Raw genomic sequence first — 13965 nt, 5'->3', positions numbered from 1 at the left:
GGACCCGGTACGGGCCCCGCCACGACACCGGGAGGCGGGTCGCGTCGAGCGCGTCGGCCGCGAGGGCCGCGAGGTCGCCGTCGGGCACCATCCGGTACGGCAGCCGGGTGCCGGCCGGGGGTTCGCCGGGGCCGTACAGCAGGAGCAGGACGTCGAAGGCCCAGGTGCTCTCGTCCCACAGGTCCGCGAAGGGCGGGACCCCGGCGCCGTCCGCCCGGCCGGTGAGGACGACCACGTGCCGACGTACCCCCAGATGGTCTCCCGACCACACCGTCGCGAACCGGCCGTCCCCGGAGCGCACCGGCCCGGTCGCGGTCAGTCCGTCCGGCACGACCCGGTCGCCCAGCTCCCGGAGCCGGGCCATGACCTCCTCCTCGACGTCCCGGACCCAGGAGTTCCCGGGTTCGGCCGTCGCCGCCGCCCGGACCAGGCCGACGGCGCGCCGGGCGTCGGCGCGGTCACCGTCCCGGGCGTAACGCGCGGTCAGGGTGCGGGCGAGTTCCACCTGCGCCACCGGCCAGTCGCGGGCGACCCGGCCCAGCGACGCGGCACTGCGGTCCAGGTCCCCGACATCGCCGGTGATCCGCAGGGCGCGCTCCCGCCAGGCGATCCCGAAGGCCAGGTGGTACTGCCGGCGACCGCTCCGGACGTACTCGGGGAACCGGCCGTCCGACGCCCGCACGGCCAGGTCCAGCGCGTAGGGGTTTGCGTGCCGGCCGACCCGGTAGCCCGCGAGGAACAGGCGCCATCTCATCCACATGGGAAGGCCCCGGTGGCCCCGCGTGGTCGCGCACAGTCTCCGGTGGACGGTCGCGGCGGCGCGGTCATCGACCCATCGTGCCTGCGCAGGGCCCCCGCGCGCGGCCGTCTGTCGGATAGGTTACCGGTGCTTGGCCGGCGGACCCCGGTGCGCTTGGCTTGTTGCCTGCGGCCGCGCCCGACAGCGAACGGCACCGATCCGAGGACGACATGAAGAAGTTCGTGTGGGGCGGGCTCGCCGCCGCCGTGGTCGTCGCGACCGCGCTGCTCGTCTGGGCCGTGGACGGCCCGTGGGCCCTCCTGCTGGGCGTCGGCCTGCCGCTGTGGCTGCTCGTGGCGGCGGTGGTGGTGTTCGCCGTGTTCGCCTACCGGGAGGGGACCCGCCAGGAGGCCGGGGAGGCCCGGGACGACCGGCTCGGCGCGGCCCTGGACCGCAGGGCCGAACTGGTCGCCGACCGGCTCGACGACCTCGGCGGCCTGGGCGACGTGCCGACCCGGCTGGCCCCGGTGCTCGACTGGCTGCGGTACCCGGTGGGCCGGCTGGGCGCCGACGTGCCCCGGGCGCTGATGATCACCGGCCCGACCGGCACCGGCAAGACCACCCTCGCCCGGGCGGTGGCCGGAGAGGCGGGCGTGCCGCTGTTCTCCTACACCGCGGCCGAGTTCGACGAGCTCTACGTCGGGATGGGGACGACCCGGATGCGCGCGGTGTTCGCCGACGCCCGCGCGCTGTCGGGCCCGAGCCGGCCGTGTGTCGTGTTCGTGGACCAGTTCGACCTCCTCGGCACCGGGGCGTCGGGGTCCGACCCGTCCGGCCGGGGCGAGCAGGAGCGCCGCACCATGGCCCAGTTCCTGGTCGAGCTGGACGACCTGGCCGCCAACGGGAACGTGTTCGTGATCGCGGCCACCAGCCGGCCCCGGGCGCTCGACCCGGCCCTGTCCGGCGCCCGGCGCTTCGGGCTGCGGATCGACCTCGGACCGCCCGACCGGGCCGCGGCGGAGGAGATCCTCCAGACCCACCTCACCGGGTACCGGCTGGCCGCCGACCTGCGGGTGGCGGACCTCGCCGGCGGCGTGGCCGGCTTCTCCGGCGCGGAACTGGCCCAGGTCACCCAGTGGGCGGCCCGGTCGGCGGCGGACCGCGGCACCGGCGCGCCCCTGACCCTCGACGACTTCGTGGCGGCCCGGGCGCGGCTGCTGCCCCGGGTGCGCGCGAGCGGCCCGGCGGAGATCGTGGAACACCTCGACCGGTACGTCGAGGGGCAGGAGGCGGCGAAGCGGCGGCTCGCGGTGGCGGTCGGCAACCACTACCTGCGCCTGGGGGCGGCCACGTCGTTCACGTCCGTACCGGTGGCGGTGCGCAAGTCCAACGTGCTGCTGCTCGGGCCGACCGGTACCGGCAAGACCATGCTCGTCGAGACGGTCGCCCGGCACCTGGACGTGCCGTTCGTGCTGGCCAACGCCACGACGCTCACGGAGACCGGCTACGCGGGCACCACGGTGGAGCACCTGCTGTTCCGGCTGTTGCAGGCCAGCGACTTCCACCTGCGCCGCGCCGAGTACGGGGTGGTGTGCGTCGACGAGTTCGACAAGCTGGCGCTGACCCGCGACGACCGGTCCCGGGCCACCAGCGCCGGGGTGCAGCAGGACCTGCTCAAGCTCGTGGAGGGTACGGTCGTGGACGTGCCGGGGGGCGGGGCCGGCAGGGGGGAGTACCTGTCGTTCCACACCGGCAACGTGCTGTTCGTGGGGCTGGGCGCGTTCAACGGGCTGGCCGCGCGGGTGGCCCGCCGCCTCGACCTGCCGCACCGGCCCGGCGCGGAGCACCCGGACCTGCTGGAGCGGGCCCGGGCCGAGGACCTGGTCGACCACGGGTTCCTCCCGGAGCTGGTCGGCCGGTTCCCGGTGGTCACCGGCACCCGGGAACTGACCGTGGCGGAGCTGGCCCGGATCCTGCGCAACCCGCGCACCGGGCTGGTGGCCGAGTACGCGGCGCTGCTGGGCCTGCAGGGCTGGGCCGACCCGGTCGTCACCCCGGGGGCCGTGGAACGGATCGCCCGGGAGGCCGCCCGGCGGGGCGTCGGGGCCCGGGGCCTGCGGGCGGTCCTGGAGGAGGCGCTGCACGACACGATGTTCCGCCGGCCCCGCTCCGGGGAGGGCCCGCTGGTCGTGGACGCCGACCTGGTCGACAAGGGGCTCGGGCGGGGCCCGGTCGCGGTGCGCGCGGCCGGCCCCACCCCGGGCGCGGTCGCCGGGGCCCTGGCGGAGCACGCGCCGGGCAGCGACCGGGCCCGGGAGGTACTGGCCGTCGCCAGCCACCAGCACTACACCTCCCCGCCGCTGGACCGGGCCGTGCTCCTCGTCGACCCCCGCGCCCACCAGCGCGGGGCCCTGGTCCGCGCGCTCGCCGCGACCTGGGGTGTGCCGTGGGCGGTCCTGGACGCCGCGCCGCTGGCCGACACCGCCGACGACGGGGGCTGGGCCACCGACGCGGTCGTGGACCTGGTGACCCGCGCCGACGGGCACCCCGACCGGGCGGCGCGCGGCGTCCTGCTGGTGGACAACGTCGACCGGCTGCTGGCCACGGCCGCCGGGCCGGGCGCTCGGGAGGCGCTGCGGACCAGGATCGTCCCGCTGCTCGACCGGCGTCCGCTCCCGGTGGCAGACGGGGCCGGTTCCCTGTTCCCCACGGAGGACCTCTTCCTGGTACTGGCCGGGGACTTCGCCCTCCCGACGGGCCCCGAAGCGACCGGGACGGCCGAAACCACCGGGGCGGACGGCGCGGCCGGGGCGGTCGGCGCGGTCGGTGCGGACGGCGCGGACGGCGACCCCTACGGCCCCGCGCACCTCCTCGACGGCCTGCGCGCCTCCTACTCCCTGACCCCGGAGCTGCTGCGCCGGCTGCTCGTCGCGGTCACGGACCGCACCGTCGGCGAGGAGCAGTGGCTGGCGGCGATCCGCTTCCACGGCGCGGCCCTGGCGGAGAAGTACCGCCCCCTGGTGGCGCACCGCGACCCGGACGGCGGCCCGGTGGCGGAGGACACGGGCGCGCTGGCCCGCCTCGCGGTCGCGGAGGGCTGGACCCCGGCGGACCTGCCCCTGCACCTGGAAAGGCGCCTGCTCCGCCGACTCGGATGACTTTTCCCGGCGGAGTGTGTCGGATTGCGGGGACGGCGTTCGTGGTAGGGGTGAGAGGCTGTCCGGAGGGCGGCCACCTGACCACAGGAGTTGATCCGAGATGGCGCAGTACCTGATGTCCGTGCTCCACGACGACCCGGCCACGGCGAACGCCGACCCGGAGGAGCGGGCCGCGATCAGCGCGTTCAACCGCCAGATGCAGGCCGACGGCCAGTGGGTCTTCGCCGGCGGCCTGGCGTCGCCGGACTCGGCCACCGTCATCGACGGCCGGGACGGGCCCCCGGTGTTCACCGACGGGCCCTACGTGGAGACGAAGGAGTACGTCGTCGGCCTGTGGATCATCGAGGCGCCCGACCTCGACGCGGCGCTCCGGCTCGCCGGTGAGGGGTCGAAGGTCTGCAACCGCAGGATCGAGGTCCGGCCGTTCCTGTGACCGACGTCGGCGAGGTGATCGCCCGGGTGCACCGCGAGGAGTGGGCCCGGGTGGTCGCCACGCTGGCCCGGCGGGTCGGGGACCTCGACCTCGCCGAGGAGATGGCCGCCGAGGCGTTCGCGACCGCCGTCGAGCGCTGGCCGGTCGACGGCGTCCCGCCGAATCCCGGTGGATGGCTGACCACCACCGCCCACCGCCGGGCCATCGACCGGCTCCGCCGCGAGGCCCGGCGGGAGGACAAGCACCGGGAGGCGCTGATGCTGTCCGACACCCCCGAGCCGACCGGCGCCGTCGACGACGACCGGCTCCGGCTCCTGTTCACCTGCTGCCACCCGGCTCTCGCGATGGAGGCCCGGGTCGCGCTGACCCTGCGGATGGTCGGCGGGCTCACGGTGCCCGAGATCGCCGCCGCGTTCCTGGTCGCCGAACCCGCCATGGGCCGGCGGATCACCCGCGCGAAGGACAAGATCAGAACAGCGCGGATCCCTTACCGGGTACCGGCCCGGGAGGACCTGCCCACCCGGGTCACCGGGGTGCTCGCCGTCCTCTACCTGATCTTCAACGAGGGCTACCTGTCCTCGGCCCCCGGGCGGGAGCCGGTCCGCGCCGACCTGACCGCCGAGGCGATCCGGCTGACCCGGCTGGTCCGCGCCCTGCTGCCAGCCGACGGCGAGGTCGCCGGGCTGCTGGCGCTGATGCTGCTCACGGAGTCCCGCCGGGCCGCGCGGGTGTCCGCGACCGGCGAACTCGTCACCCTCGCCGAGCAGGACCGCGGCGCCTGGGACCGGGCCCTGATCGCCGAGGGCCACGCCCTGGTCCGCGCGCGGCTCGCCTCCGGCCAGCGACCGGGGCGCTACCAGATCCTCGCCGCGATCAGCGCCGTGCACACCGACGCCGCCGATGTCCGCGACACCGACTGGTCGCAGGTCGTCGCGCTCTACGACCAGCTGGTCCGGCTCGACCCCTCGCCGATCGTGCGGCTCAACCGGGCGGTCGCGGTCGCCGAACTCGACGGCCCGCAGGTGGCACTGGCGGAGGTGGACGGCCTGCCGCTGGACGGGTACCACGCCTTCCACGCCACCCGCGCCGACCTGCTGCGCCGCCTCGGCCGGAGCCGGGACGCGCGGGCCGCGTACGACCGGGCGATCGGGCTGGCCGGCAACACCGCCGAGACGGCGTACCTCACGCGGAGGCGCGACCAGCTCGCCGGGCCCTGACCCGCACCGGGCCCGGTCACACGGCCGAGACCACCCCGGCGAGCACCCCGCTGATCATCACCGCGTACGCGGCGGCGGTCACCACGGCCGTCGCCAGGATCGTCGCGCCGGGCGGCTGCCGGACCAGCTGGTACGCGATCAGCCCCGGGGCGACGAAGCCGAGGGTCTGGTGCACGAACAGCAACGGGAACCTGTTCTGCACCACCAGGAACAACGCCAGCTGCAAGACGACGCCGAGCAGGACGACGGCGGCGAACAGGCGCTTGCCGTACAGGATGACGACGCGTTGCAGGAGCCGGGTGCCCGCGTAGGTCACCCCGGTCATCGCCACCACGATCCCGGCCTGCCGGTAGTCCTGGAGCAGGGCCAGCGCGAGCCACCCCGGGGTGATCATGCCGCCGGGGGACAGGTTGGTGGTCAGGTAGCACAACAGCGAGAACACCAGGCCGGCCCCGAGGGCGAGGGTGGCGGTCTCGGGGGCGAGCTCGACGCTGATCACGGGTTCCTCCGGTGCGGGGTCACGGGTACGGCCCGGGGCAGCGTGGCCAGCTCCGCGAGGAGCAGTTCGCCCTGGCCGTGGATGTTGCCGACCGTCACCAGCGACGTGTCGCCGGCCATCCCGGCGACGATCTCGTCCAGCAGCTGCCGGGCCGGGCGGCGGCCACCGAGGTCGAGGACCCGGTCCTGCCACGGGCCGGGGACGGTGGCCCGCGCGCTGCGGGTCGGCTCGCCGATCAGGATCACCCGGTCCGGGGCGACCTGGCCGACCAGCGTACCCATCTGGGCGTTGCGCTCCACCCGGTCCGGCCGGCAGTTGATCACCATCTGGAGCGGTCGGCCGATCAGCTCCTGGTCGTGCAGCCGGTGGATGTTCTGCAGGGTGGAGGCCGGGTCGTTGGCGGCGAACACGTTGGCCACCGCCAGGGTCCCGCCGGCCAGCCGGAACCGGTCGACCGTCAGTACCCCGGGATCCGGCGGCGCCGCCCACATGCCCGCCAGCGCGGCGTCCCGCCCCACCCCGCACAGTCCGGCGACCGCCAGGGCGATGGCCACGTTGTCCTTGAACGTGATCCAGCTGAACGCCGCCATCTCCTCGTCGGTGACCTCCTCCGGGTCGACCACCACCAGCCGGCACCGCCGCCGCCGGGCCTCGACCCGCAGGATCGCCAACCGGTCCCGCTCGGCGGTGACGCACACCCCGCCCACCGGCATGGACCGCGACAGGGACCGGGCCACGTCGTCGAGGGTCGGGCCCATCTCGGCGAGGTGGTCCTCCCGGACGTTGCACAGCACCCCGATCGTGGACTCGATCAGCTTCGACTGGTTGATCTCCTGCAACGCCGGCATCACCGCCATGCACTCGATGACCAGCGCGTCGGGACGGAACACCGCCGCCCGGCGGACGATGCCGATCTGCTCGACCACGTTGGCGATGCCGAACCTGCGGTACACCGGCTCCTCGGACCCGTCGGGGTAGAGGAACCGGGCCGCCGTGCCGGTGGTCTTCGCGACCACGGTCCGACCGCCGCCCCGCAGCGCCCCGGCGCACAGCCGGGTGATCGAACTCTTGCCCCGGATGCCGTTGACCAGCACCCGGACCGGGATGCTCCGCAGGTGCCGGTGGTGCCGGGCCTGCTCGACGACCCCGGCGACGAGCAGCGCGAGGCAGAAACCGAAGAACACCAGGATGAGCAGCACGCCGGCCTCAGCTTCCGACGGGCAGCGACGCGCCCGCTCCGGCCCGGCGCGGGCCGGGGATCGTGACGCCGTCGGTCGTGGGGAGGGCCGTGCCGCCCTCCGGGGTGGAGCCCCGCATCCGGGCCGCGCCCCCGAGCCGCCCGGGCCCCTGCGTCACGACCTGCCGGCAGATGTCCAGGCACATCGCGACGGCGCCGACCTCGTCCTGCCGGGCCACGGCGATCGGGGTACCGGTGTCGCCCGCCGCGAGCCGTTCGGCCGCCGCCGCGACCCGGCGCAGCGGCAGCGCGACGAGGAACAGCTGCCAGCCGAACCCGACCAGCGCGACAGCGACCGCCACGACGGCCAGCAGTTCCCGGCGGCGGTGCTCGCGGTGCTCCCACAGGTCCAGGTCGGCGGCCCGGCGCTCGGCGATCACCGCCAGCCCCAGGTGTCCGGTGCGGCTCTCCCGGTCGAGAGCCACCGCCGTGACCAGGGACCGCGCGCCGGCACCGGGGTCCCGGGGCGGCCGGCCGGCGAAGGCCCCGTCCCCGGCCTCCCGCAGTTCGCGGCCGTGCACGGTGGCGAACGCCTGGTAGCCCTCGGTGTCCACCCAGGTGCGCAACCGCCGGTCGACGAGGCGCAGCCGGCCGTCCGCGCGGGCCAGCAGCCCCGACAGGTGCCGGATGTCGAACTCGGCCACCAGTCCGCGCCCGCCGGGCAGGGCGGCGTGCGCGTAGAGGGCTGGTACCCGGCGGACCCGGTCGTCGACCCGCACCCCCTCGCCGGCGGGCAGCGGGCCGCCGGGGCGCAGGGGAGGCCGTCCCGCCCGGTTCGTCGGCCGGCCCGCGGCGTCCACGACGTAGACGCTGCGGAACCGGCCGTCGGCGGCGAGCGTGGCGATCCGGTCCGCGAGGCCCTCCGGTCCGGCCCCGGCCGCCGCCGTCACCTGGCCGAGCCCGCCGTCGAGGGCCAACTGCACCGACCGCCCGACGATGTCCACCTGGTTGCGCAGGTCGGCGGCCACCTGCGGGGGAACCGGGGCGGCGCCGGAGGCGGGGGCGACGGCCACGGCGGCCCACCCGATCGGCGCGGCCGCGCACGCCACCGTGACCCACCAGACCGGGGGCGCGAGCCTGCGCCGGGCCCTGCGGGGCTCCCGGTCCGGCGACCGCAGCCGGCGGACCCCGGCGGCGATCCGGGCCACCTCGCCGACCCGCCACCGGGGCGCGTGCGTGCCCGCCCCGCCGACCGCCGCCGCCGAGCAGTCCGCGACCAGGCGGCGCACGGGCCGCACGACCAGCGCGTGGGTGAGGACCAGGACCGCGACGGCCACGCCGAGCAGCCCGAGGCCGAGGGGCAGGCCCCGCCACGTCGAACCCGTCTGCTGCCAGGGCTGCCGGACCACCGACACGACCGTGAGGCCGGACTCCCCGGCGGACACCGCGGTGACGACCGTGGCCGGCGCGGTCCCGGCCCCCTCCGACACCGCCGTGCCGCCCCGGGTGCCCGCCGCGGCCACGGCCCTCGCGACCAGCGGTGCCAGCGCCGGGTCCTGCGCGCCGACCGGGGCCCCCTGGCCGACCGCCCAGCCGCCGAGCCGCGGGGCGAACACGAGGCTCTGCCCACGCTCGGCGTCGACCCGCGCCAGCCGGGCCCGCAGCGGCATGGTGGCGACGAGCGTCCGGCCGCCGTTCAGGGGCACGAAACCGACGAGGTGTACGCCGACCGCGTCCCGCACCGTCGTCAGCCCGGGACCCGTCGGGAGCTGCGCGAGCGCCCCGGCCGGGACGGCCCGGCCGTGCGCCGCGACCACGGCCCCCCTGTCCAGGACCGCCCCGCCCCGCCAGCCCGCCCCGCCGCCCACGACGGACCGCGCGAGGCCGGCCGGCTCCGGAGCCTGGGTGGCGGCCGCCGCCACGAGTGCCTGGAGGCCGGTGGCCGCGGTGGTCCGGATGCCGGCCGCGACCAGCCGGGTGGTCCGCAGTTGGGAGTCGACGACCGCCGCCGGCACCGAGGGCCGGGCCGGTCCGGCCAGCAGGACGACGCTCGCGACGGCGACCAGCACCAGCAGCAGCGCGCACACCCGGGACGGCACGGCCGCGCCGGCGGGGAAGCGCGGCCGGGGGATCTGCCGGTCCAGACAGGTCCTCAACCACTCGCCTGCGCCCACGGTCCGCCTCCGATTCGCCCGGCTTCCTCGGTCCGGGCCTTACGGAGCGTAGCCATCGATATGGTTAAGAGGTCTCTAAATGTTGACTATCGCGGTCCTAAGGGTGACAAGTGCCGGGGTCCGGTGCGGACGGTCGCTCAGGGTGCCGGCAGTCCGGCCGCGACCAGGGCGCGCGCCAGTGTGGACCGTCGCGCGGGATCGGACCGCACCGACCAGCTCGTCTCCAGGTGCACGAACACCGCGCCGTACCCGGCCGCCCCCGCGCTCTGGACGTTCGACATGCCCTCCAGCTGGCCGCACCGTTCCCGCCAGGCCCGGCAGACCGCGAGCCCGGCGCCGTCCAGCTGGTCGGCGACCCGCAGCGGACCGGGGCCGGGCGCGGCCTGACCGGTCGAGACCACCGCGTCGGTCCCGGGCAGGTTCTTGTCGGCGTACCCGTGCAGTTGCAGCTGGGCCAGGCCGTGCCGGGCGTACGCGTCGGCGAGGGCGTGGAACACCGTGTCCTCGTGGTGCGCGACGTCCGCCGCGCCGCCGCCCGCCTTCCGGTGCGCCCCCGCGACCAGCAGCACCGTGCCCGGCACCGCCCGGAACAGGTCGAGCCCGAGGTCCTCGGTGTGCAGGTCGTACCCGGGATGGGGCACCTCGACCACCCACCGGACGGGGGCCGAGCCGTCCACCAGCACCAGGCCCCAGGACCGTTCGGTCCGCGCGTCGCTGGCGTACACCGTGAACGGGCGGCCGGTGACCGGGTCGGTGCCGCGGGTGGCGGGCATGCCCAACGAGGCCAGCTGGTCGGTGCCCCGCCCGGTGCCGCCGTCGAGCAGCAGGTCCACGGCGGTCCCGGCGGCGCGGCGTTCCTCGGCGCGGGGTGGCCGGTAGCGACCGTCCGGCGACAGGCCGGCGACGTGGTCGGCGAGCAGCCGGGCCGGATCGGGGGCGGGCGCGGGTTCGGCTCCGCAACCGGTGAGCACGGTGGCGACGAGCACCAGAACGAGAGCCCCCAGCCGGGTACTCACCACACGTCGTCCCCGTACCCGTCGTCCTCGAACACGTCCGCCCTGGTCACGCCCGGCTTCTCCCAGTAGGCCTCGACGGTGCTGACATGCCCGAGCCACTCCAGGAGCACGGTCGCGCGGGCCTTGCCGTCCCCGGTGACGGACACCCGCACCTCCCGGTCGTAGGGCTCCACACTGGTCACGGTGACCTTGCCGTGGTCGTAGGTGAGGGTGACGACGCCGCCGTCGGTGTTCACGACCCGCACCACGCTGTCCGGGCCCTCGGTCCGGACCACCGCACTGGGCGTGGGCCGCGGCGTCGGGGACTCCCGGGGGCGCACCTGGGCGAGCGGCGCGGTGGTCGGTGACGGGGCCGGGGTGGCCGACCGGGTCCGGGCGGGCGGCAGCGGCCGGCTCTGGTCCGGGTCCGCCACGAACGCGGGGGACACCAGGAACCACACGGCCCCGCCCACGAGCGCGGCGGCGGCCGGCCAGGCGACCGCAGTGACAGTCCATCGACGCATGGGCCGCATTATCCATCAATCCGTCCACGATGGTCCGCTCCGAGGCTTCCGGGGGTATGGTGCCCACCATGCCCCGTGTACTGGTGATCGAGGACGAGCCGGGCATCCGCCACACCCTGCTCCAGGAGCTGGTCGCCTACGGTCACAGCGTGCAGGCGGTGGGTAGCGCGATGGCCGGGTTGCGGGCCGTCACCGGGAACGAACCCGATGTCGTCCTGCTCGACCTCGGGCTGCCCGACCTCGACGGGGCGGTGCTGCTCACCATGATCCGGGCCGCGACCCAGGTGCCGGTGATCGTGGCCACCGCCCGCGACGAGGAGTGCGACATGATCCGCCTGCTCGACAAGGGCGCCGACGACTACGTGGTCAAGCCGTACTCCGTCGAACAGATCGCCGCCCGGGTGCGCGCCGTCCTGCGCCGCACCCTGCGGGAGGGACCCGTGCCGCCCCTGGTGCTCGGCGGCCTCACCGTGGACCGGACGGCCCGGGAGGCCCGGCTCGACGGGACCGCGCTCCGGCTGAGTCGGCGCGAGTTCGACCTGCTCGCCTACCTCGCGGCCCGGCCGGGGCAGGTGATCACCCGCAAGCAGCTCCTGGCGGAGGTGTGGCAGCTCTCCTTCGGCGACGACGACAGCACCGTCGACGTGCACCTGTCCTGGCTGCGCCGCAAGCTGGGCGAGACGGCCGCCGAGCCCCGTTTCCTGCACACGGTGCGCGGCGTCGGCATCAAACTGGTCGCCCCGCGCCAGGACTGACGGTCGGCAGCCGCAGCGCCACCCGGGCCCCGCCCAGCGGGGAGGCCGTGACCGACAGGCTGCCGCCGTGCTCGGCGGCGACCCGGCGCGCGATGTCGAGCCCCAGCCCGGTGGAACGGCCCCCGCTCACCCCGCGGCGCACCGCGAGCTCCGGCTCGGCGATGCCCGGCCCGGCGTCGTCGACGGCGAGGACGACGTCCCCGTGGTCCGGGCGCAGGCCCACGTGGCAGGCCGCCCCGTGCGGGGTGTGGTGGAAGACGTTGGCGAGCAGCGCGTCCAGCACCTCCTGCACGGTGCCGGCCGGTACCGGGACCCGCACCGGCACGTCGAGGCCGTACCGCCGCCACGGCCGGTCCTGGTCCTCGGCGAGCACCTCCCAGAACGCGGCCCGCCCGGCCACCACCTCGGCGAGGTCGCAGGAACCGGCCTCCCGGACGACCAACGGCCGGCGGGCCCGGGCGACGAGGTCGTCCACCTCGGCACTGAGCCCCAGGCTGGCCTCGACCACCCGGTCCCGGGCCGCGCAGGCGGGCAGCGACGCCGCGTTGAGCCGCAGCACGGTGAGCGGGGTACGCAGCCGGTGCGACAGGTCGGCGACCAGCTCGCGTTCCATCGCCAGCAGGGCGGTGATCCGGGCGGCCATCGCGTTGAACGCCACCCCGGCGGTGTGCGTCTCCACCGGCCCGGCGGGCCTGACCCGGACGTCCAGGTCGCCGGAGCCGAGCCGCTCGGCGGCCACGGCCAGGGCCGTACTCGACCGGACCACCTGCCGGGCCAGCCGGTCGGCGAGCAGCGCCGCGGCCACCAGCAGGACCGCGCCCAGCCCGAGCAGGCCCAGCCACGCCGTCCGGACCCGCCGGTCCGTGTCGGCCTCCGGCACGTACACCTCGGCGACCGCCACCTCGCCGTCGCCGACCGTGACCGGACGCAGGTGGGTGTAGCCGCCGGCCACCGGGAAGTCGGCGGCCCGTCCGCTGGCCACGGTCGCCGTCCACTGTGCCGGGGTCGCGCGTGGACCGCGCGCCGGGCCGACGAGCCGGCCGTCGGGCAGCCGCACGACGACCAGCCCCCGGTTGGCCGCCGGCAGCGCGGCGAGCGCGTCGGACACCTCCCGGGGCTCGGTCGTGACCCGCAGCACGGCCGCGATCGCGTCGGCGTCGCGGTGCGCGTTGCTCTGGTCCCGTTCGGCCGCCGTGTGCCGCGCGAACCACGCCAGCGGAACGGCGAACCCCACGATGACCAGGGCGGTGACCGCGAGGGCCACCCCCACGAACGTGCGTCTCATCCGGGCTGTCCGTCCCGCGCCGTCGTCACTCCCAGTCCCAGCGGACGCCGACGATCCCCGGCCGGACAGGCGTGGCCAGCACGTGGACGGAGTCCCTGCCGGCCAGCGCGAGCTCGGCCCGTTCCCGGTCGGGGCCGTCCAGCCGGTCCTGGGTGTAGCGGTAGCAGCGCACCGGGACGGCTCCGGGCGCGAACCGGACCTGGATCGCCACCTGCGCCCCTGCGTACCGGGCACTGTGCTGGAACTGCCCGCACGGCACCCCGCTGCCGTCGCGGTGCTCGAACTCCAGGATGTGGGTCTCGTCCACCCGCAGGACCCGGTCGAAGAGCAGCTCGGTGACGATCATGCCCGCGGACCGGTCCCGCCGGATCCGGCCCACCCGGCAGTTGGCCAGGGGCACGACCTCGACCAGGTCCGTGTCGCACCCGTCGTCGCCCTGGAAGATCGTCACGAACCGGTCGACCTCCTGATGGGCCCGCACCACCTGGAGGCTGCGGCGGCGCACGGCCGAATGGTCCGCCACGACGTGCACGTCCTCGAAAAGGCTCACGGTGTGCACGCGGCCGACCGCGGAGGTCTCCAGCTCGCCGAGCATCCGGTCCAGCGTCGTGGCGGGGGCGAACAGTTCCGAGTACCGCTGGACGGTGGCCGGCCGCCCCGGGCGCGGACCGCGCGGGCGGCGTGGGCCCAGCAGCATCGTCAGCGCCGCCGGGGACAGCCCCAGGATCTGCTCCAACGCCGTGACCGCGGACAGCGACTCGCGCCGCTCGGGCCGGCGGGTGCCCTGCTGCCAGTAGCTCAGGGTCGCCAGGCTGACGTGCAGCCCGCACTCGGCCAGGCGGGCCTGGATCCGCCCCAGCCCCAGCCCCCTGGCCTCGATGCCCGCGCGCAGCGCCCGGTGGAAAGGGCCGCTACGCAGCGCCTCCGCCAGCTCGTCACGTCCCACCCGCGCCTCCCGGAGTCAGAGCTCGACGGCAGTCTATGCCACATGTCACTCACCGGGCGGGTG

The 13965-nt window shown here is 76.0% G+C and carries 12 protein-coding genes; 4 read left to right on the top strand and 8 right to left on the bottom strand.

The features are described 5' to 3' along the window. A partial coding sequence (locus tag PT931_RS07050) for a hypothetical protein (protein WP_456244856.1) occupies positions 1 to 754 on the bottom strand: 754 nt, incomplete at its 3' end. Between the two features lie 215 nt (positions 755 to 969). Between PT931_RS07050 and PT931_RS07045 the strand changes: the two genes are divergently transcribed. The 3 genes from PT931_RS07045 to PT931_RS07035 all read left to right on the top strand — a co-directional run bounded on the left by PT931_RS07045 (position 970) and on the right by PT931_RS07035 (position 5547). Next, positions 970 to 3897 carry an AAA family ATPase gene (locus tag PT931_RS07045; RefSeq protein WP_456244855.1) on the top strand — a complete coding sequence of 976 codons (2928 nt, stop codon included), beginning with the start codon at positions 970 to 972 and terminating at the stop codon, positions 3895 to 3897. A 100-nt stretch (positions 3898 to 3997) separates the two neighbouring features. Next, positions 3998 to 4330 (top strand): YciI family protein, encoded by a 333-nt coding sequence (locus PT931_RS07040; protein WP_456244854.1) that lies wholly within the window; start codon positions 3998 to 4000, stop codon positions 4328 to 4330. Further along, the gene (locus PT931_RS07035) at positions 4327 to 5547 is read left to right on the top strand and encodes an RNA polymerase sigma factor (RefSeq protein ID WP_456244853.1); all 1221 of its coding nucleotides are present in this window, start codon (positions 4327 to 4329) and stop codon (positions 5545 to 5547) included. The genes PT931_RS07040 and PT931_RS07035 overlap by 4 nt, the downstream gene beginning before the upstream one ends. Positions 5548 to 5563: 16 nt before the next feature. On the opposite strand, the gene PT931_RS07030 is transcribed toward PT931_RS07035, so the two are convergent. The 5 genes from PT931_RS07030 to PT931_RS07010 all read right to left on the bottom strand — a co-directional run bounded on the left by PT931_RS07030 (position 5564) and on the right by PT931_RS07010 (position 10916). Further along, positions 5564 to 6046, bottom strand: coding sequence for a poly-gamma-glutamate biosynthesis protein PgsC/CapC (locus PT931_RS07030; RefSeq protein ID WP_456244852.1), 483 nt, complete (start codon positions 6044 to 6046; stop codon positions 5564 to 5566). Continuing rightward, positions 6043 to 7245, bottom strand: a complete 1203-nt coding sequence (gene pgsB / locus PT931_RS07025) for a poly-gamma-glutamate synthase PgsB (protein ID WP_456244851.1) — start codon at positions 7243 to 7245, stop codon at positions 6043 to 6045. The genes PT931_RS07030 and pgsB overlap by 4 nt, the downstream gene beginning before the upstream one ends. 7 nt (positions 7246 to 7252) lie before the next feature. Continuing rightward, entirely contained in the window at positions 7253 to 9397 is a 2145-nt protein-coding gene (locus PT931_RS07020; RefSeq protein WP_456244850.1) for a HAMP domain-containing protein, read from the bottom strand. A 137-nt stretch (positions 9398 to 9534) separates the two neighbouring features. Continuing rightward, the gene (locus tag PT931_RS07015) at positions 9535 to 10413 is read right to left on the bottom strand and encodes a hypothetical protein (RefSeq protein ID WP_456244849.1); all 879 of its coding nucleotides are present in this window, start codon (positions 10411 to 10413) and stop codon (positions 9535 to 9537) included. After that, entirely contained in the window at positions 10410 to 10916 is a 507-nt protein-coding gene (locus PT931_RS07010) for a hypothetical protein (protein ID WP_456244848.1), read from the bottom strand. The genes PT931_RS07015 and PT931_RS07010 overlap by 4 nt, the downstream gene beginning before the upstream one ends. 68 nt (positions 10917 to 10984) lie before the next feature. Between PT931_RS07010 and PT931_RS07005 the strand changes: the two genes are divergently transcribed. Beyond that, the gene (locus PT931_RS07005) at positions 10985 to 11671 is read left to right on the top strand and encodes a response regulator transcription factor (protein ID WP_456244847.1); all 687 of its coding nucleotides are present in this window, start codon (positions 10985 to 10987) and stop codon (positions 11669 to 11671) included. Here the strand turns inward: PT931_RS07005 and PT931_RS07000 are convergent. After that, the gene (locus PT931_RS07000) at positions 11643 to 12956 is read right to left on the bottom strand and encodes an ATP-binding protein (protein WP_456244846.1); all 1314 of its coding nucleotides are present in this window, start codon (positions 12954 to 12956) and stop codon (positions 11643 to 11645) included. The two genes, PT931_RS07005 and PT931_RS07000, sit on opposite strands and share 29 nt — an antisense overlap. Before the next feature lie 25 nt (positions 12957 to 12981). Continuing rightward, the gene (locus tag PT931_RS06995; protein WP_456244845.1) at positions 12982 to 13902 is read right to left on the bottom strand and encodes a hypothetical protein; all 921 of its coding nucleotides are present in this window, start codon (positions 13900 to 13902) and stop codon (positions 12982 to 12984) included. Between the last annotated feature and the right edge of the window lie 63 nt (positions 13903 to 13965).

This window comes from Longispora urticae (genome assembly GCF_053902585.1).
Note: the sequence above shows the minus strand (reverse complement) of the source record. Positions and strands in the feature narration are given on the sequence as shown.